Source organism: Paenibacillus sp. FSL H7-0716, from assembly GCF_038002705.1.
Taxonomy (GTDB): Bacteria; Bacillota; Bacilli; order Paenibacillales; family Paenibacillaceae; genus Paenibacillus_AQ; species Paenibacillus_AQ odorifer.
In genome coordinates this window covers 282,696-303,393 of sequence record NZ_JBBODA010000001.1, presented here as the reverse complement: position 1 = coordinate 303,393, position 20,698 = coordinate 282,696, and the positions used below count along the sequence as shown (strand labels likewise).

The following is a 20,698-nucleotide window of genomic DNA, read 5'->3' as shown; positions in this document are numbered from 1 at the left end:
TTCCCTGTTCCAGAAAAGCGCCCTATTCTTGAATTACAATTCTGCTAATACCTTTTCGAGCTGACCACCCATATTTGTCCAAGCATATTTAGCACCCTCGATGGCTCCTTGGCGGGCTTTCGTCTCTTCACTAAATCCTGATTGATCTAGATGGAGATTAACCTTCCCCTCTGAATCTTGACTCACAGTCCAAGTAACAGTAGTACTTTCTCCCACACTATTCCAAGTATAAGATAACGTATGAGGCTCATCCACGATGAGTACTTCGCTATCTACAATTCCATCCCACCATTCATTTGGCTCAGCACGGAATTGAAATTTATGACCAACGACGGGTTTAAAATCATTACTCCAAATCCATTTCGCAAGCGTATCCGAATCCGTTAAAGCATTCCATACCTTCTCGATCGAACTTGTAAATTGAAAATCTAATGATACATCTGGTTTCATAGTTATTCCTCCAATATAAGTTTTAATTTATCAATTCTTTGCTTCCAGAATCCTTCATAAAAAGATACCCAATCTTGAATTTCTTTCAAAGGATTGGCATTCAACCGATACCTCGTCTCTCTGCCAACCTTTCGAGCAATTACGAGACCAGCATCTTTAAGTATATTTAAATGCTTCGAAACGGCTGTACGACCCATTTCAAAATGAATCGTTATCTCATACAGAGGTAATTCATCAACATCAGCCAGAATTTGAAGAAGCTTTCGTCTTGTTGGATCCGCAACAGCGTCATAAACATCCCTCACTTGACTATTGTCGCTCACAACCACCCCCACCTTTTCCGTAATATTTCCTGTAATGTCACCTAGTATCCATCTTTATTACCTAATAGGACACCATTTGGTGTCTAATTGATTATAAGACACCAAATGGTCACATGTCAACAATCCAGAAAAAAAAGCATTACCAAGAGCAAGTTCAGCTTAGGACTGCTTTTGATAATGCCTCCAGATGAATCCTTTCGTTTTACGATTTAATATTTAATCTAATTGTTCTCCATTAGTAGCGATAACATTTTTGTACCAATAAAATGATTTTTTCTTCGAACGTTTAAACGACCCGTTTCCTTTATCATCCAGATCGACGTGAATAAAGCCATAACGCTTTTTCATTTCACCCGTTCCAGCAGAAACAATGTCTATGCAGCCCCAAGGTGTGTAACCTATCAGATCCACATGATCAATTTCGATAGCGTTTTTTATTTCTTTGATATGATTTTTTAAGTAGTCGATACGTTCATCATCATTGATACTACCATCTTCTTCAACCTTATCTATGTTGCCCATTCCATTTTCAACAATAAACAGAGGTTTTTGATAGCGATCATATAGCTCATTTAATACAAAACGCAGACCTTTTGCATCGATTGGCCAACCCCACGGTGTTGCTTTAAGATACGGGTTAGGCGAACCTTGTTGTCCACCAGTTGTTGTTGTGTTAGGTGAAAAACGATCAAATACAGTTGTACGGTAATAAGAAAACGCTAGAAAATCGGAAGTATACTGCCTTAGGATCTCTTCATCACCAAACTCTGTTTTTAACTCGAAATTATATTCATCAAAAATGGCTTGGGCATAATTTGGATAATAGCCTCGTAAAATTACATCTGAGAAAATTAACGCTTTTCTTCTGAATTCATAGGCCCCAAATACATCATCTGGATGACATGTTGCTGGATAGATCCCTGATAATGCCAACATAGCTCCCATCTTAAAGTTAGGATTAATCGTTCGTGCCAGTTTATTAGCTAAAGCCGAAGCAACCATAAGATGATGGATAGATTGTAATTTGTCACCTGCATCAGCGAGGGGAGTTTCGCCTTGATTAGAATGGGTTCCTTCCTTGATATTATTTGAAGCTAACCCCAAAGTCCAATAGCCTCCAAGCACATTCACTTCATTAATAGTGACCCAATATTTCACTTTGTTTTTCCAACGCACAAATATAGTTTCGGCGAATCTTAAATAGAAATCAATTAGCTTACGGTTGGTCCAGCCCCCATACTTATCAGCCAGATTAAGAGGCATATCAAAATGCAATAATGTTACCAGAGGTTCAATGCCGTATTTCAGCAATTCATCTATAACATTGTCATAAAACTCCAGTCCCATTTCATTAGCTATTTCATCATCACCATTTGGAAAAATTCGCGTCCAAGAAATGGATAATCGATAAACTTTAAATCCCATCTCCGCAAATAAAGCAATATCTTCTTTGTAATGATGGTAGAAATCCGTCGCATTATGACTTGGGTAATAATATCCTTCTTTTAAAATGCCTTTAGCTCCGATTGGTATGCAGGCACCTTGTCCAATTACTCCTTCGCGGCCATCGGGAAACTGATAAAATATTTTGCGCGGAGAATCTTTTGTGCCATCAGTCATCAGATCAGAAACGGCTAATCCTCGACCTCCTTCATTGTAACCACCTTCATATTGATTAGCTGCAGTTGCACCACCCCACAAAAATCCCTGTGGAAATCCCATGTTGTTACCTCCTTCTTTTTAATCAATCTAATATTTTGCTACTAAGCTAAAACGCTTTCAGTTTCATTACTACGGTTATCCTGTTCTTCTTTATATTTCTGGTTATCTAAAACTTTGAAGAACGGGAAGTAGATAAGAATCGCTACCACGAAATTAACAAGCTGCAAGACAATTCCCGAGATACTTTGCGTTACCAAATATCCTGAAATAAATATCGGCGTTGTTGGAGGTGGCAATGCTCCGATTGGTTTGGCCACGATTCCTAAAGACATGGATAGATATGCGAGCAGAACAGTAACGATTGGAGTAATGAGAAACGGAACTAACATAATCGGATTCAATACAATCGGTAGTCCGAATAGAACGGGTTCATTAATATTGAATAAGCTTGGTCCAATACCTATTCGTCCTATTTGCTTCATCTGCTTACTTTTGGAGAACAGGAACATTAAAACAACTAGACTTAGCGTGGTACCTGCGCCACCTATCCAGATAAAGAATTTGAATTCTGCAGTAGCGATATTCTCAAGAGGCATGCCTGCAGAAAGTGCAGAGGCATTGGCTGCTGACAGCTGAAGCCAGACGGGCAACATAATGGTGCTGCCGATAATAGAAGAACCGTGCAGACCTACAGCCCACAATAAATTGGCAAGTAAGAAAACAATAATAGTTCCTACTAAGCTTGTCCCAACAGCAGTTAAAGGTTCTTGGAGAAGTTGTGCCACAATTTTGTGAACGCTCTCAAAAGAGGTGAAGTTCTCAACGAGCAAACGAATCGCGACAACGCTCATGACTGCTACAAACCCCGGAATTAGTGCTGTAAAAGATCTCGCAACTGTTGGCGGAACTCCGTCCGGCATTTTGATAACAATATCCTTTTGGACAATCTTGCGGAATATTTCTGTTGTCAAAACGGCAATGATCAATCCTACGAACAATCCTTGGCTAGTGAAATAAACAACATTCACCGCTGTGGTAGTCACATTATCTACCGTAAAGGTTGAATTAGGTGTGATAATAAAGAAGGAACATAAAGCTACTATCCCAGACGATAGCGGATCGACTTTATAACTCTCTGCTAATCGGTATGCCACGCCAATAGTAGCAATTAATGCAATTAGGTTAAATGTGCCACCGTAGGGATACAACAAGGCAGTTTTGATACCTGGATGAGCAGTTAAATAATCTAAATAGGCTGGAATGGGCAGATAAGCTAGTATTAAGAATACTGAACCAATAATTATAAATGGGATAGTCAAGACCATCGCATCACGGAGTGCAGATAAGTGCCTTTGTGCAGCTATTTTCCCCGCAACAGGCATTACCTTTTCTTCTAAGAAGTCCGTTATTTTCATATGTGCTACACTTTCCTTTCTTGAAAGGGGTATTTTGCAGCGTTAATTTATTTATTTCGCACGCTTATATAGTTCAATCATTTCTGTAACAAGCAGAGAAATGGTTTCTACACTCATTAGTTGATCTTCAGCATGAACAAGAATCAGTGAGAATTGAAGTTGTTCTCCATTTGCTTCTCTTTTGATTAATGATTTATGCATTTTATGGCCTTCTCTAAAAAATTGCTTTGATTCTTCTAACTTTTCTTCCGCTCCTTTAAAATCCCCCTCTTTTGCTGCATAGAGCGCCTCCATTACTGAGCTTTTAGCTGCGCCGACATTGCTTATGATGTTAAATGCCACAGTATAGTATTCCTCTTTCACTTCATCTACCATTACTTACCGCTCCCTTCGTCTCTCTCTATTTGCTTAATCGCTTATTTGCTCTCAATTATCTTTAATGCTTGTTCTAGTACTTTTTCGCCGTTCATCATACCGTAATGCAGCATATCAATCGCTTCAATCGGAATATTTTTACCGACCAGTTTAGCTTCTAATTGTTTTTTCATAAATTTCACTTGTGGACCTAATAGGATGACGTCTACGTTTTTTTCTTGCAACGTAAGTTCAATTTCAGTAACTGGTTTCGCGAAAATATTAGCTTGTATTCCTTTTTCCTCAGCGGTCTTTTGCATTTTAGTTACTAATAAACTTGTACTCATCCCTGCATTACACGCTAACATAATTGTATTCATTATTGTTCTCCCCCTTAAATACTGTTGTATTTACTAACAACCTCAGTTTAGCGCTAAACAGCTTTCTTTTTAAGCGAACCTTTTTCCAAAAACAATAGGAAACGTTTGCAGTGTAAAAACGCAGATTCTCGTTATTTCATTTCAGTAACTCTAAGATTTCTTCCGCAGAATCTTTAACAAGAATTTGCTCAACGATCTCTTTATCTTCAATAAGGGAACCAAGTTTCTTATACATACTATCTAGATCGCCACTATTTCCTTCTTTTATATTTAACAGACATATTAACTGCACCATCTGCTTATCATTCCAACGAATAGGCCGTTTTAACGTGCATAACGTCCAAAAGGTTTCTTTCGTTACGGGAGTAGTTGGATGTGGAATGGCCACCAGATTACCAAAGCTTGTTGGAGCCAGTACCTCCCTATCTAATACTAAAGATTCATAATGGTCAGGAACAAGACCTTGCTTAATCAGCTCACTACTTAAAAAATGAATAACACTTTCCTTTGTTGTTAATTCTTTTTTCACAAATATCCGGAACGGATCAAGATAAATATGAGCTTCTCCCGGCTGTTCTGAAGAAGATAAGAGATTCCTGATCTGATCCAGATCTGTATCATCTAGAAAGGTTTTCACTACATGAACAGGTATTCCTATATTTTCCTTGATAGGGATTGTACTGATGACTAAATCAATCGAGGATAGATCGGTTTCTGCTAATTTATAATAGCTAATTGTATTTACAACATGAATCTTGTTTTCGAATAGATTGATTAAACGGTAATAGAGTAATTTTGCACTTCCCACACCTGAGGCACATACAAGAATAACTCTTTTGACCTTTTTATTTTTACTTTTCATTCTTTCTAAAGCAGCTCCAATGTGTAAAGCAATAAAAGCCACCTCATGTTCCCCAACTTCTAAATCTAAAAAGTTGTTAATACACTTGCTGGCTATAAGAGCTCCTTCAAAAGCCGCCGGAAAATTTATTTTAATTTCTTTTAACAAAGGATTTCGAATATTCATTTTATACCTGATTCTGTTCATCGCAGGCCTGATATGAAGGGTCAGAGCTTGAATGAATTCAACGTCACCATTAAAATCCCAATTGGATTCGTTTTTTAATCTATTCAGTATACATCTTACAATGGTACCCACTTCATCCAGCTTACTGTACTCTGACAAACTTTCTTTTGGAAGCAACTTCGTACCCACCAAATGGATAATAACATAGTTGATCTCCGAATCAGGAAACTCTAGTCCGGTAAAGTCTTCTATTTCTTTAACAATTTCTTGGCTCACTATTTTTTCAAAAGGATAATCTTCTTTTAGATGTACTGAAGGATTATCAATTAGAAAGCCCTCTTCAATTCTCTTGCAAGCTATAATTAAATGGATGGCAAGGTTATCTAAAGAAATATCAGATATTTCGATTTTGTAGTTGTTTACTTTATCAACGATTATTTCTTTTACTTTTTTGTATGTATCTTTATCAAATAAACTAGAGCTCACGTGAGTTGGATCGAGTTCTTCTTCTCTTTTGTATAAATAATTGGACAAACATATTCGTTTCATAAATTCATCCCCCTCTATATACAAGCCGTAATGGGGGCGGTTTACTATACTCAGGTTGTAATTTTCTAGTATTTTACGCACTTCTTTTAAATCATTTTGTATTGTGGATTTAGAAACAAACATCTCATCTTCAATCGTCGCTAATTTGATATAGTTATTTTTCAATAAAAAACGGTTCAACAAATAAAAGACCCTATTGTCTTGTTCAGAAAAGTCAATCGTAGTATAACTGTTCTTATCACTTGTTAAATCACCAAATTCCTGATGAAATAGATTTATATCAGTAATTTTTGCTGCGAAACCTTTCCCACGAATCAATTCTATTTTCAGACCTAATCCGGAAGATATATTTTGTAGTTCCTTTAAATCATTACGGATCGTTCGATCACTAACATTCAGTTCTTTAGAAATCCATGCAGCTGTGACAGGTTGATTAGAATTAATTAAGTATAAAAGTATTTCTTTTTGCCGCTTTGAAAACAATTCTATCCCTCTTTCTTATCCAGAGTATGAATATGAGCTAATATTAACTGAAGCATACATTTACATACATTTGCTCATTTTTTTATATCGGTTACAATATCACTTCCTAAGAAAATTTGATAGTGTTCTTACAGTACCAAACGAAACAGGCGTCCTCATTTAAGAAGACACCTGTTTGAATTTCAGCTTCGTTTGACGAGTTATGGGCAAGAAATATGCGGGTTAACTCAACTTCTGCTGCAGTATAATTGCTAGTTCTTCTGCTGAATCCCACACGATAGGACGAATATCCTTAAGCTGTACAAAAAGTTTATCCGCCTCAATACTGTTTACGGTCCATAATACGGGTATGTTTAAACCAAGTGCATATCCCGCCGAAAAATACACCTCTGGGGATTGCCCCGTTAAATCTGCGATAATCAGTTTGCTTTCTGCGATTTGATCCAACTCGTATTTTTCACCGTTCTGAGTTTTCGTATGTGTTAATAATCGCGGCAGGAAACCACACTGCTCTATTTTGGGTAATAACTTCTCCAGCCATGTTGTAGACAAATTCTCTTCATCCGACACGAGCACGAGGCAAGGTTTTAGTTTCTTCCCTCCAGCGCTTTCCGCAGCTTCATTCCAGCCGGTTTCAGTAAGCTTAAAGGTCATGCCTTCCCTGATCAAAAGCTGATCACTTATCAACTTGTCTATGATGTATACCAGCTCTTGCAGATTGGGAGAATACGTCAAGTTATAGCTGCTTGAGAGGGGTTGAATGACAACCGCTTCCCCCGGGCCCTCAGAATGTCTATATAAATATTGCAGTAGACGGTTTCCTTTATCTTCAATGCTCACAGGTATTTTGGGTGAGTTTACAATGGACTCTAAATCATCAGCAGATATAGTGATCTTTTCATCACAATCAGTCAGCTCACGTATGTAAGCCGATACTACATGCAGCATGTCGCGTTTCTTTTGATGCGGGAGCGAATTAATGGGTTCGTAGCTGTCTCTACGTAGACTATAAAACCCGCCTGGTGAACAAGAACAGCCTATATATCTATCATTATCGCCTTCTGGTTCAATGGAAACAATCTCATCACAGAACAAACAGTGTTTCTTAATCATGACAACTCTTCACCTCTTATTAAGTGTTAGCCTCTACCTTACCAAGATTTTTTTGAAAAGTAGACAAGAAGATATTTCCTGTAGCAGGTTATCCCAAGGCGTAAACGTAATATCTCGAGGCTCGAATGTAGATTTTATTCAATAAAAAACCGACATAGGAATCAGCTGTAAACTGAACCTTCTGTCGGTTGATATAAGCTTGGAGCCAGGCATTTAGGATTGAGATAAACCTTCTATAACTTTATCAATATTCCATTTGATCATCTTAATGTATGTGTCGCCCTCTTCGCCTTTCTTAGCTAAAGAATCGGTGAAAATCTTAGAATGTATCGGTACTCCCGTTTCATTTGCGATAGTTTCCATTGTTTTTGGATTTACGCTAGTTTCCAGAAATAATGCAGGCACTTGATTTTCATCAATGATCTTAATTATGTTTTTCATTTGTTCTGGCGTCCCTTGACTATCCGTATTGATCTCCCAGATAAAAGCTGATTTGAATCCGTAAGCTTTAGAAAAATATTTGAATGCTCCTTCGCTGGTAACAAGGATACGTTTCTCTTGTGGAATTTTTTCGACTGCTTCTTTTGCATATTGATCTAATTCATTCAGTTTCTTAACATATTCCGATTGATTATTAAGATAAAATTCTTTGTTGTCGGGATCTTTTTCGATTACACGTTTTGTGATGATATCTACATATTTTATTGAATTCTGAATATCCAGCCAGGCATGAGGATCTACCTGAGTCTCTTTTCCTTTTTCTGTTAGATACATTGGAGATACTTCATCTGAGACTGCAAAAGCAACATCCTTTTTATTAGTCACATCTAGAAGATCTTGAAACCACCCCTTACCTGTTTCTAGGTTCAAACCGTTATAAAACACTAAATCTGCGCTAGAAACCTTACTAGTATCCTTGGGTAATGGATCGTACATATGCGGATCTGTTCCGATGGGTACCATACTGTAAACTTCAGCTTTCTCCCCTACAATGTTTTCGGTCATATCAGCGATAATGGAGTATGTTGCAACAATTTGCAGCTTATCATGGTCTGCTTCTCCTTCACTAACCTTTGAGCATGCAGTAAGAAGTACGATAAACATTGTCAAAGAGAGTATTTTTATGGTCTTCATCCTTGTTTCAACCCTTTCCTGAAAAAATTATTTTTGGGTGAGATTATAAATGAAATTCCGAACATGCTTACGCCGACCAGAACAATCGTAGCACTTGTAGGTAAATTGAATTTAAAGCTTACAATTACACCTATAATTCCGGATACAGCACCGATTGTAGAAGCCAGGATAATCATGTGGAACAGCTTATTCGTCCAGAGATAGGATGTAGCAGCCGGAATAACCAGCATTGCAATCACAAGCACAATTCCTACTTGAGATAACGAAGATACGGTAACCACAGATAGGAGCATCATCAATAAATAATGATAGAACCCTGTTTTTAACCCATAGGCTTTGGAAACAACCGGATCAAATGAACTCATTAAAAGCTCTTTATACAGCAATGAAATGATGGCAATAACAACAATCATAATAATAAAGGATTGCATTAACTCCGACTGTGGGACGGCAAGAATATTACCAAACAGAATGTGAGTTAGGTCAAGCCCGCTTTTGGCAAAAGTAATTAGGACGATACCTAGCGCAAAAAATGAGCTAAGAATAATGCCGATAGAGGTGTCACTTTTAATATTGCTGCGACTTGTAATAAATTGAATGAGAACTGCTGCTAATAGTCCAAATAGTGAAGCTCCAAGAAGAATGTTGATTCCTAAGATATAAGATAAAGCCACCCCGGGTAACACCGCATGTGATAACGCATCTCCCATTAATGACATCTTTCTAAGTACAATAAAGCTTCCTAAAACCCCTGATACAATTCCAAGAATGATAGCAGATAATCCCGCGTTAAGTGCATATATCGGAATATTTAATACCCCTGAGAAATAATCAATCATGATCTGTCGCCCCCATCCCTTTGATCACCAGATTACCTAAGGAGGCACCATAGGCGCTGAGGATATTCTCTGGCGTAAAGGTGTCTTTAACATCACCAAAAGCAATTAATTTCTTATTGAGAATGATGACTTTGTCAAAATATTCTTCGACCTCATGCAAATCGTGATGAACGATGAGTATGGTTTTTCCTTCTTCGCGAAGTTGTTTTAACAGCTTTACAATGATTTTCTCACTGACTAAATCTATGCCTACAAAAGGTTCATCTAAAAAAAATACATTTGCTTGTTGTGCAAGCGCCCTGGCGATAAAAACTCTTTGGAGTTGTCCCCCGGACAGATTGCTAATTTGTTTATTCGCAAGATCACTTATATCCACCATCGCCATACATTCCTCGACTCTTTGCCGCTCTGTTTTTCCGGGACGCTGGAAGATTCGCAAATTTGGGTAAGTTCCAGTCAGCACTGTATCCCTTACCGTGATTGGAAAAGAAAGATCAATGTCATTCTTTTGCGGCACATATGCGATCTTCCGTTTGTACTCTGAAATATCTTTTCCCTCCACCATAACTGATCCTGTTCTCTTCTTTATCACCTCTAACAATGACTTAATAAATGTAGATTTCCCGGCACCATTTGGTCCGATAATTCCGATTGAATAACCAAAGGGAATATCAATATTTACATTTTCTAGTGCAGAATTACCGAAATAATCTACGTTTAGGTTTCTGATTTCAATCATAAAAAAACTCCTTATCTCTGTTAAGTTCATATGTAGCACTGTTCTGTTCACCTGGTTAATTTATTTCCTAATAGAAACAATGATTCCTTTGGTCCAATTTGTTTCCCTAGGTAAACTTTTATTCTTATATACAATATATTTACCCGAGGGCAATATGTCAACAACATTCCTTCAATCAACAAAAAAAAAGAACCCAAGTGATTTGAGTTCTTTTTCATTATTTCAATATAAAAATCTCATAGTTGCAGTAGTTTTAAGCATCTAGGCTGCATCAGATATCCCCCAGAAATATGCTCTGCCTGCAATCCAATCATATATTCTCCTGCCGTGGGGAAATACAGCTCACCTACTTGAAAGCTTTGAAAATTGCTAACCCCGTCGGTAGAAATAACTTTCGCTTGCAAAATTTGATCCGCAGCCTTGATGAGGTAGACTCCTCCACCGCCATTCTCTCCTTCTTCGCTGCGATATTCGATACTAACCTGAAATCTTACCGGAACTAATGTCCGGACATGCCAAACTGCGGTATCCTCTCTATCCTTCCAGTCCAACAGATTATCATGGTCTTTTTTTCCTGTATCGTAACGAAGGGTTGGACCAAAGATCTCACTTTCAAATACCCCTAATTCTAGTAAGGTATCTTCTCCAAAGTCCAATAATCGGACTGGATTACCTTCTACAGGTTCTGCACAGACAATTGCAATGACCAGCGGCATGTTATTAGAATTTTCGGCAAAGTTCGGTAAACTGGGGAGTTCGACTTCCAGATCCTGCTCAGATAGCTTTGTGAAAATCAGCTCCTCCCCTCCATCTAAAGCAAATACCTTTTGAACAGCGGTCTTCAGACCGGGGACGATTAGCTTATTTCCCTTCTTAAGATCGAAAACATGTAGATATAATGTATTTCCTTTCAGAGTGCATCTGCCCCAAGACGGTTTGGCTGTGGGCGATTCTCCAGCACCGTAAATGCTATCCCCATTGGTATTTAACCAATCTCCTACTTCAAGCAAAATCGATTCGGATACCGGATCCCATTCCCCTGTTGCTGTTGGACCGATATTGATAACCAGATTCCCATTTTTGCTAACCACATCGATGATCTGGCGGATGATAGTTACAGGGGATTTCCAGTGGTGATCGGACCTCTTATACCCCCATGAGTCATTTAACGTAATAATATTCTCCCAGTACTTACCAAGGTTACGAGTCGTAAGTTGATTATCAGATGTATTTGAATAATCTCCAAGTGGTGCTTTCCATACTCTGCTATTGATCAAACAATCTGGCTGAAGTGCATGAACCGCCGCCAAAAACGCTTCTCCTTGCTCACGGGTCAGTTTACCTCCGCAATCAAACCACATTAAACCAACTTTTCCGTAGTCCGTCAGCAGTTCACGGACTTGAGGGATTGATTTGCAGTGCAAATATCGTTCAAAGCGGGTGCTTTTATCGGTATCATTTATCCACGTTTGAACGTCATCATAAGCGCCGATATTCAGTGGATAATCCCAGGTATTCCCTTGAGAGTCTGGATCATGCCAATCCATCGCATGGGAGTAGTAAATTCCGAATACCATTTCTTCCGCACGACATGCCTCCATTAGTTCCCGAAGGGGATCACGGCCCAATGAGGTGTGCTTAACGATCGAATATTCGGATACACTCGAGTCATACATCGCGAAGCCGTCGTGATGTTTAGCTGTAAAGATGATATATTTTAGACCAGCACGCTTGGCAGTCCGCACCCACTTCATTGCATCAAAAGCTGATGGATTGAACGCCGCGGCCATTTCCTCATATTCAGCAACTGGGATCTTCGCGCGTAGCATAATATGCTCACTATAAGAAGCTTGTATTTCTTTTCCCTTCCATTCACCCGCAGGCAGGGCATAAGGGCCCCAGTGAATAAACAAGCCGAGCCTGGCTTCCTGCCACCATTCCATACGCCGAGCCTGCTCGTTATCTATCGGAGTATCGACCGACTGTATACTATATGGATCATCGAGAAGGTTTTCTGTTGTTTTTTCGTCCCTTACCATAACTGAAGAACGGCTCCGCGGAGTTTAGATACAGCCTCGACGAAGAAATAATCGCCATAGATCAGTGGCGTATCGATGTGCACACCCCCTGGAAGATTGGATGTTCCAGAAAGAATCAAGCCCTCCTCTTCCGGAATGTCCCAAGTCCCATAATTCTCATAAAGTGAGCGAACGATTTGTTCTGCGGCTCGCAGGTAAAAAGAGGCTTCCGCCTGTGGTACGATCTTTGCCAGCTCGATCAAGCCACATGCCGCACATGCACCAGCAGAGGTATCACGCGGATTTTCGCCTGCATCAGGTGACCTGAAGTCCCAGTGAGGTACATGATCCTCCGGAAGATTAGCCAAGAAGAAGTGCGCAGCTCTTTTAGCTCCCGATAGAAACTTGTTCTCTCCGGTATAGTGGTAAGACAAAGCAAGGCCGTAAATCATCCATGCGCTGCCCCGTGCCCAAGCGGATTCTTCCGCGTAACCCTGACCGGCCATAGCTCCGATTTTTTCTCCTGATTCCGGGTTGAACTGCAGAATATGATAACTTGATCCATCCGGACGTAAAAAATGCTCCACTACCGTTTCCGCATGCGCAGCGGCGATATGCCGGAATCGCGGATCCTCTGTAACTTCCGATGCCCAGTATAATAAGGGCAGATTCATTACAGTATCAATGATGGACCATCCCGCCCGGTTTATCTTCTCCGTGTCATGCCAGGCTCTGATAAATGACCCTTTCAGGTTAAAGCGGCTGGCCAGTTGAGCGGCAGCCATCAACCCGCGCTGCTTGGAGCGTTCATTACCAGTCACTCGGTAATTGGCCAAAGCTGAGAGTGTCCATATAAAACCAGCATCATGATGTACGGTAAGGGCATAAAGAGGTTCATCCAATTCCTCTTCAATTTGCTCGGCGATTTCTTGCAGTGCCGGATGATTACCTTCTGCGGCAATCTGCCACAAAATACCCGGCCAGAACCCTGCTGTCCACCACGATGGACGCATGTTATCGTATACTCCGCTCACGGAAGCATGCGGAAAACTAACACCAATTCGCTTACTAGTCTTTTCCACTTTATTTACAATTTGTTGCCATGCGCTATCCGCCCATTCCAGAGTAGACTCCGAAATCAGCAGTTCGCGAGTTTGTTGAGTTGGCAGTACTTCTCCCATTTTAGTTCCTCCTGTTAACACTGATGATATTTATGAAATTCAATTTCTTAAAACGTTGTCCGTAGTGGAATGACCATATTCCAAGTGTGCTTCGCATTTCGGAACCCTCCCGGTCCATCTGCTACTGCAGCGAATAAATGGGTAGGAACCCCTTCCTGAAATAATAGGAACGGACGTTCAAAGCTGCCCATCCACTGCACAGTGCCGTCCTCCCAGAGAACCCGCCGGGAATACGATTGCGTTGAATCAGCCAACTGCCAGTAGGTTCCATCCGTAGATGATGCAAATATCCCACCGTGCTTTTCTCCACATATCCGGCCATCCATATCCTTGGCGATCATTTGGTACCCATCCGCGGACCGCCAGATAAATGGATCTTCAATATGGGACCGCTCTGGTGGAAACAGAGGTGCGTTGTTAATTACTCTATATGGCCCTTCGTCCTTAGATGAACCGGCAATGCCAAGCGTCATCTGTCCATAGGAATTGCCCTCGTATTTGCGGGCTTTATATACCAATAGCAAGGAGCCATCTTCGCGGATACAAGGAGACGGATTGGATGTGAGGAAGCTGTCGAACCTGCCCGGACGTGTAGGCAGAATAGGTGCGTCCATCCTTGTCCATGGTCCGAATACACTGTCGGCTATAGCTAGGCCAACACGTTTGTTGGCACGAGCGGCAATCACCCGATAGTCGTCAAGTTCCACTGTTTCATTAGGCTGCGGCTCAGCGAATGGATGAGTTGAGCCCATATAATATAACAAATACTTATCACCATAACGAAGGATATGCGGATTATGGGTGCTTCGTCCGTCCCAGTATTCCGTTCCCCTTGCGGGTAGTACGGTTTCTTCGTACGTATAGGGTCCTTCCGCGTTATCGGCAGATGCGCGGACAATTTCTGAACGGAGTAACCATCCCGGATGCATCGGCAACCACTTCGGCCAACGGGATGCAAATAAATGAAAACGCCCATCCTCGCCACGCACAGCTGATCCGCACCACACCCACCAATCCTCCATGCGGAACCCTCCGTTCAAAGGAGCAGGCAACATTCGGTCCATCAATGAAAAAGTCATTTTCTCCCTCCACGGCTTATTGCTTTACATCTGTTAGTCCATAACGTTTAGCAGCACTGCCATGTAGCCATTCCGCAGCAATATTCAGTGCCTCCTCCCGGCTGATCCAGCCTTCCGCTATTTGGCTTTCCAAAAAGCGCGCAAGTATTTTTTTAACGATCAGCAGCTTGCCATATGTCCATTCGATACAGCGCGCATCCGAGACAATGAGCGAACACTTGAGCGGAGCGAGTGCCTCCAACCGATACTGCATGCTCTGCAAATAGGTACTGGGTCTGAAGTTATACCACCACATTCCGCCTACATGAACGTTAGGGAAATTCCATGCAGCCTGCACAACATCCAGGTTATTTAATTCCGAAGCCACCACCAGCTCAAATGGAATGGAATACCGTTCGAACAAACCGTACAATTTAACAATCCTTAGCGGATCGTTAACTGGCGCAGCCGATGTATTACACCATCTGCGTTCAACGCCGAGAAACAGCTGCAAAAACATTCCGCTTGCTTGCAGTTCCGAACAAATATGATGAAGGAGCAGCATCATGATTTCATCTCGTCCAGTTACGTTGCTAAGATTGTAAACATCATGAGCTTTGGCTTCAAAAGCTGGCAACGTAGTCATGATTCCCGGACAGCCTATCGTCTGATAAGACCACAACTGCTCGCTAATAAACTTTTTCGCTTGAGTATAAGCCCCTTCCCGGCTGGGATTAGAGGCATCTGCAATATTATTAGCCAGCTCAGGCAGCCAGGAGTCAATTCGAGGAATCAGTAGAGCATTTTCTCTCATGTGTGCAAAGTTGGCATGCTCCGGACGGTTTACAATAAACCGCTGCACATGCAGGCGGTCAGCTACGTTTTGCGCCCAGCCGGCATCGTTACTTTTCTGTTTAACCGTTATATCCGCTTTGAATACCGACTCTGAATCAGTGATGGAGATCCCGTACAAATCTTTCATGATTGCTGTAAAAGCACGATTCATCATCGTATTACGGGAAGCGTGGTAAGCTCTAACAAAAGAGTCAGCCCGTTTCTCTTTCGAAAGTTGATCCGCATCCGCCGGATATCCTGCTGACTGAAGCTCTTGGTTCAACCAGAAATAATCGGCTATTTCCCAGAAGTCAGCCGCGTTTAGCTTATCGCCGACGAGATGGGTATGTGTATCGATTACAGGCAGACGCATGATCTCATCACACAAAGCAGTTTGACCCATCGTTCTCCCTCCTAACTGGCAGGAAGCCCTTCGAATGAAGAGGCTTCCTGAGAATCTATCTATTTCCGGCTTTGCTGATTAAGGATTCCCTCATTATTTTTGTAGCGTTCTGTTGCTTCTTTTAAGATTTCTTCGCCACCCTTTTGCTTATATTCCTCGATGACTTTTGGGAAATCGCTAATCGGTTCTTTGCCATAAATCATTTTGACCATATGGTCTATGATCAGTTTTGGTGCCTGATCGGGACGTTTGGAGGCAAGATCAGGAAATTTGCTGAATGACTCCAGATCAGGTACAAATCCGATGCCCCCTAAGCCTTCTTTACTCAGAGTTTCATCCAATGCTTTCAAAACATCTTTACCACCCGAAAGCAGCTCAGTTCGTTCGCGGTTGATTGTTCCGTCCCCTACCCAGCGCAGCTGTGTGCGGAATTTCTCTTCATCTTGGGCTGCCTTGTTCTCAGGCAGCTTATAATCAACTTTTCCGTCTTTTACCGTGTAATTCTCGCCTTCAATCCCAAAGCTATAGAAATTACTGGCTTCCGGGGTTTGCATCCATTCAAACATTTGGACAATCCGGGCAGCCTTTTCTTTACTGACTTTATTGTTGATATACAGTGAGGTATTGACCGAACTATACAAGCCGTATCCTTTTTGTCCATGGTCACCGGTTGGCGACGAGATAATATCCACTTTCGCTTCCGGATTGGACGCGGCGATCTGGGTCCGGAAATCCAGTAGATTCTGCGCATTAGCTGTCCAGATCCCTGCATTGCCTGCAGCAATATTTTCACCATACTGTGCCGTCTGAATTGTCGCAAAATCTTTTTGAATGAGTCCTTCGTCATACATCGTTTTGTATACGTTCAGTGCTTTTTCCATATTCTCGGAATTATAAAATTTGGGTACAATCTCTCCATTATCCTCTGTAAACTGATAGCCAAGCGCGTCATATGCACCAAATGCGATATCTGCATACTTGAAGTTCTCACGCATCTGATAAGGAGCGCTCACACCGAGTTTCTTAAAAGCGCGCAGCACATTCAAGAAATCTTCAATCGTTACAGGTACCGGAAGGCCAGTTTTCTCCAATAAATCAATTCGGATAAAGGTAGCACGTCGAGACGGATTGCTGAGCCAAGTCGGAATGCCATATATTTTTCCGTCGTAGCTGACTTCATCCCATGCTTCCTGGGGGACAACCTTCATCAGGTTAGGCGCATTCTCCTTCAGCAGATCATCCAGCGGCATAAAAACACCAGCCTGAACCGACCCAGCCATCGATTTATCCGTAGCCCCTCCGACATTTTGAACCACATCCGGGATATCACCGCCGGCAAACATAACCGCCATTTTGGAATCAAAGTCCTTCAAAGGAATTAACTTAATGTCTAAATCGACATTCGCCCGTTTCTCCAACTCCTTGACCCACTTATCAGTATTAATATCTTTAGAACTTTCCGTGTAAGCGTTTCCGCTTGTGTTTAACGAAATACTAAATTTAAGCGGTTTTGATTCGCCTGCTGCATCGACGTTACCGTCCGATGTTTCATTGCTTCCGCATCCTGTGACGAGACTTGAGACAAGCGCCGTGGATAGGATCAGACTAACCCATTTTTTCATCTGGATAATCCCCCTTATTAGTATAAAAAGGTATTTGGTTTACCTGTACCCATCATAAAGCTGTATCATCAGCACTCCCATGGGGTGGATTATTGTGGGATGTGTTTTTTTGTGATCGGTTGTCGTTATAAAAAAAGGTCATCCCAAAAGTCCGCGGCTCGGACCTCAGGACAGCCTTTTGATCCTCGTTCTCTTCGGCGAGTAGCACCTATGCGTTAAGCACTTGATGTTCCTTCCTTCCGGAAATCGGCATTCTCATGATCATTCGTGTTCCCCATTCTGGACTGCTTTCTACGTTAACGCCGAATTCTTCTCCGAAGACAAGTTGAATCCGGCGATGAACATTTTGCACACCGATGCCGCCTGGGCTCCCTTTACCTTCCTCCACATCGGCGAGTCGATTTTCACTCAGTTTGAGGCGAAGTTCTTCAAGCCGCTCCGGGGTCATCCCGCTGCCATTATCCGTAATGCTGACCCAGATGATATCGCCATCCTCTCCAGCATCAATCGTAATTGTGTGATAATCTTCAACACCATAACGAAAGGCGTGCTGGAACACATTTTCCACAAGTGGCTGTAAGGTCAAACGGACCATTTTGCGCAGAAGCATTTCAGGCTTTATCTGCACATCGATTTCAAACGGTCTTCCGATCCGGTGATTGATAATGACCATATAATGGATGACATGCTTCAGCTCATTGGCCACGGTTATCTCTTCAAGATTGGTGCGCACCGAATAATGCAGCATGTAGGACAGGGCTCCGACGATTTCTGATATTTCATCTGAATCCTGAATTACTGCATAGCAGACCACCGTTTCGAGCGTATTGTATAAAAAATGGGGGTTGATCTGCAGCTGTAAGGATTGGAATTCGGCCTTCTGCCGCTCGGCTTCCATTTCCTTGTTCTTCAGTTCTGATTGATACACGGTGTCCACAAGCTCTGACAGGCGGGTTACCATCAGATTGTAACGAACGATAAGCCCAGTGACCTCATCCTGGCTTTTCGGAAGGGAGATTAATTCCCAATTTCCTTTTTCGGTCTGGCTCATTCCTTTCATCAGTATACGGATGGGTGTAGTAACGGACTTACCAAATCGGCTTGCCAGAAACAGCGCTATCATAAATGTCAAAATCGCGACAACAATAATATAATTCCGGATGGTAATTAGCGGCTTTTGCAGCTGAGTGTCTGGGATGGATACAACCAGATGCCAACCGGAATATTCCGCATTACGGCTGATATAAGATTTTTCCACTCCCTCTGCCGAACTGCGGAACATCGCCTCTCCTGCTTGCTCAATTTGCTTGCCAAGACTATCGGGAATCAACGTCCCTACTTTGTTTTGATCGTTATGATATTGAATCCTGCCTTCGCCATCTACAATAAAAAAATAGCTTTCGGGACCAAGATCGATTCCTTTCCATAACGTAGAGAGCTCCTCCGCTTTGACTTCGATGCCTACAAATCCTTTCATCTCTGGTGACTGAAGACCGCGGATGCTGCGGATTAAGGTCAACATCGGCGTTTGATCCCCACGAATACTGTAATTGATTACATTTAACTGTCCACTGACATCTGTATGTTCTTTGAAATACCGGATCTGTCTAGCCGTGTCTTCCTGTGTAAAAGATGGCGCTGAACCGCCATTATAATAATAAAGCGCATTCCCGGAATACCCGATAATATATAAGGCTTCAATCTCGGGATTGCGAATCCATACAGGTTCAACAATAGCGTCGCGAATATCGGTCGTGTAGCGGTAATTTTCATATTCCTCACGATCTGCTGATAGATCTATATATCTTTTAACTCTCAAATCCGTTAGTAGCGCCACGGTCGACCGTTGATAGGATGAAATATAGAGATTGGTATGATGAACTGCATTATTTACGATCTGAATCATTTGGTTTTCAGTGCTTGCCTGCAATTGCTTGGCAGAAATGCTGTAGAAGGAAATCCCCAGCGCTGAGAGGGAAAGTAAGATGACAATGGTAAAATAAAATAGCAGCTTCCGGCTGAGGGTTGCTCTCATTATTCAATGCCGAACGAAGCACGGTATTCCGAAGGTGATACACCCACGAGATTTTTAAACGTCTTCGTAAAATGAGGATAATCCTCGTAGCCTACATGAATCGAGATGTCACTGATTGTCATGGTGGGTACGGCAAGAAGTCTGCGCGCTTCCTCCATTCGTCTCCGGATCCGATAGTGTACGAAGGTTTCCCCCGTCATTTTTTTGAATAATGCGCTGAAGTAGGTGCGGGCAAGTCCCACCCGTTTGGCTACTTCTTCTAACGACACATCCTCAGCCAAATGTTTATCAATGAAAGCTTTTGCTTCTTCAACCGGGTCCTTATAGTTGCCTTTGCGAGTAAGTTGCAGCTCCGCAAGTATACCGTTTATTATCGCGACAAATGCTAACATCGTTTCTTTTTTCGTATTGGCGGCTTTCACATCTCCGCAGCACCGGGACTGAGGCTTCCAGCCTCGGCGTTCCAAGCGATCTACGATCATTTGCAGACAATCATTCAGCACTGCATCCATGCTAAAGACGTTCAATCCTTCAAATAAACCGGATGTTTCTCTTTCATCAAGCAGACGGTTTGTCTCATCACGTTGCAGCAGCCAGATGTGTTGTTCCAGCTGTTCGGCCCAATCCACGTATTTATGAACAGGAATAATGCTGCCTGTCATGCCTGATATCAGTTCTCTCAGCATATCATGCACATCCTGCTGGAGAACCGGCTTCAGTAAATACCGCTTAACGCCATAAGCCATTGCTCGTTGTGCATATTGAAAGTCATTGTATCCGGAAATGACTGCCACCTGTACATGACTGTAATCACGGTGAATTCGTTCACATAAATCAAGGCCATCCATCCGCTTCATGCGTAAATCTGTCAGCACTAAATGCGGTTCTAGCTTCTGGATGGTTTCTAAAGCTGCTTCTCCGTCGTCGGCTGTATAAATTGCGGTGAATGAGACCGGATAACGCTGGACCATCTTCACCAATCCTTTTTGAATGACAGGCTCATCTTCTACAATCAATACTCGCACTTGTATCAAATCCCTTCCGAAATGGAATCAGAATCAGTTGTCTTGTGGTATGAA

At 41.9% G+C, this 20,698-nt stretch carries 18 protein-coding genes; all 18 read right to left on the bottom strand.

Going from position 1 to position 20,698, the window contains the following annotated elements; translation table 11 throughout:
- Positions 1 to 33: 33 nt before the first annotated feature.
- The 18 genes from MHH60_RS01435 to MHH60_RS01350 all read right to left on the bottom strand — a co-directional run bounded on the left by MHH60_RS01435 (position 34) and on the right by MHH60_RS01350 (position 20,644).
- The gene (locus MHH60_RS01435) at positions 34 to 450 is read right to left on the bottom strand and encodes an SRPBCC family protein (RefSeq protein WP_076133304.1); all 417 of its coding nucleotides are present in this window, start codon (positions 448 to 450) and stop codon (positions 34 to 36) included.
- A 2-nt stretch (positions 451 to 452) separates the two neighbouring features.
- Positions 453 to 773: an ArsR/SmtB family transcription factor gene (locus MHH60_RS01430; protein ID WP_038571021.1), complete on the bottom strand. Its 321-nt coding sequence runs from the start codon at positions 771 to 773 to the stop codon at positions 453 to 455.
- Between the two features lie 216 nt (positions 774 to 989).
- On the bottom strand, positions 990 to 2,495 hold the full coding sequence (locus MHH60_RS01425; RefSeq protein WP_076133306.1) for a glycoside hydrolase family 1 protein: 1,506 nt from the start codon (positions 2,493 to 2,495) through the stop codon (positions 990 to 992).
- A 41-nt stretch (positions 2,496 to 2,536) separates the two neighbouring features.
- Positions 2,537 to 3,850 carry a PTS cellobiose transporter subunit IIC gene (gene celB, locus MHH60_RS01420; protein WP_076133308.1) on the bottom strand — a complete coding sequence of 438 codons (1,314 nt, stop codon included), beginning with the start codon at positions 3,848 to 3,850 and terminating at the stop codon, positions 2,537 to 2,539.
- A gap of 51 nt (positions 3,851 to 3,901) precedes the next feature.
- A complete protein-coding gene (locus MHH60_RS01415; RefSeq protein WP_076105685.1) occupies positions 3,902 to 4,225 on the bottom strand; it encodes a PTS lactose/cellobiose transporter subunit IIA in 324 nt (107 codons plus the stop codon).
- Positions 4,226 to 4,266: 41 nt separating this feature from the next.
- A complete protein-coding gene (locus MHH60_RS01410) occupies positions 4,267 to 4,584 on the bottom strand; it encodes a PTS sugar transporter subunit IIB (protein WP_076105684.1) in 318 nt (105 codons plus the stop codon).
- Between the two features lie 136 nt (positions 4,585 to 4,720).
- Complete coding sequence (locus MHH60_RS01405) at positions 4,721 to 6,643, bottom strand: BglG family transcription antiterminator (RefSeq protein WP_256715048.1); 1,923 nt, start codon at positions 6,641 to 6,643, stop codon at positions 4,721 to 4,723.
- 222 nt (positions 6,644 to 6,865) lie between these two features.
- Entirely contained in the window at positions 6,866 to 7,756 is an 891-nt protein-coding gene (locus MHH60_RS01400; protein WP_036677862.1) for a hypothetical protein, read from the bottom strand.
- Between the two features lie 213 nt (positions 7,757 to 7,969).
- Positions 7,970 to 8,890: a metal ABC transporter substrate-binding protein gene (locus tag MHH60_RS01395; protein WP_076133313.1), complete on the bottom strand. Its 921-nt coding sequence runs from the start codon at positions 8,888 to 8,890 to the stop codon at positions 7,970 to 7,972.
- Entirely contained in the window at positions 8,887 to 9,729 is an 843-nt protein-coding gene (locus MHH60_RS01390; RefSeq protein ID WP_036677866.1) for a metal ABC transporter permease, read from the bottom strand. The genes MHH60_RS01395 and MHH60_RS01390 overlap by 4 nt, the downstream gene beginning before the upstream one ends.
- Positions 9,722 to 10,465, bottom strand: coding sequence for a metal ABC transporter ATP-binding protein (locus tag MHH60_RS01385; RefSeq protein ID WP_305953768.1), 744 nt, complete (start codon positions 10,463 to 10,465; stop codon positions 9,722 to 9,724). The genes MHH60_RS01390 and MHH60_RS01385 overlap by 8 nt, the downstream gene beginning before the upstream one ends.
- Before the next feature lie 239 nt (positions 10,466 to 10,704).
- Complete coding sequence (locus MHH60_RS01380; RefSeq protein ID WP_076133317.1) at positions 10,705 to 12,507, bottom strand: alpha-L-fucosidase; 1,803 nt, start codon at positions 12,505 to 12,507, stop codon at positions 10,705 to 10,707.
- Positions 12,501 to 13,667: a glycoside hydrolase family 88 protein gene (locus MHH60_RS01375; RefSeq protein WP_076133320.1), complete on the bottom strand. Its 1,167-nt coding sequence runs from the start codon at positions 13,665 to 13,667 to the stop codon at positions 12,501 to 12,503. The genes MHH60_RS01380 and MHH60_RS01375 overlap by 7 nt, the downstream gene beginning before the upstream one ends.
- 47 nt (positions 13,668 to 13,714) lie before the next feature.
- Entirely contained in the window at positions 13,715 to 14,746 is a 1,032-nt protein-coding gene (locus tag MHH60_RS01370) for a glycoside hydrolase family protein (protein WP_179088850.1), read from the bottom strand.
- Positions 14,747 to 14,762: 16 nt separating this feature from the next.
- Positions 14,763 to 15,962, bottom strand: coding sequence for a glucuronate isomerase (locus tag MHH60_RS01365; protein ID WP_076133322.1), 1,200 nt, complete (start codon positions 15,960 to 15,962; stop codon positions 14,763 to 14,765).
- Between the two features lie 59 nt (positions 15,963 to 16,021).
- On the bottom strand, positions 16,022 to 17,584 hold the full coding sequence (locus MHH60_RS01360; RefSeq protein WP_076133324.1) for an extracellular solute-binding protein: 1,563 nt from the start codon (positions 17,582 to 17,584) through the stop codon (positions 16,022 to 16,024).
- A gap of 208 nt (positions 17,585 to 17,792) precedes the next feature.
- The gene (locus tag MHH60_RS01355) at positions 17,793 to 19,619 is read right to left on the bottom strand and encodes a cache domain-containing sensor histidine kinase (protein WP_076133327.1); all 1,827 of its coding nucleotides are present in this window, start codon (positions 19,617 to 19,619) and stop codon (positions 17,793 to 17,795) included.
- Positions 19,619 to 20,644 (bottom strand): response regulator transcription factor, encoded by a 1,026-nt coding sequence (locus MHH60_RS01350; RefSeq protein WP_076133329.1) that lies wholly within the window; start codon positions 20,642 to 20,644, stop codon positions 19,619 to 19,621. The genes MHH60_RS01355 and MHH60_RS01350 overlap by 1 nt, the downstream gene beginning before the upstream one ends.
- Between the last annotated feature and the right edge of the window lie 54 nt (positions 20,645 to 20,698).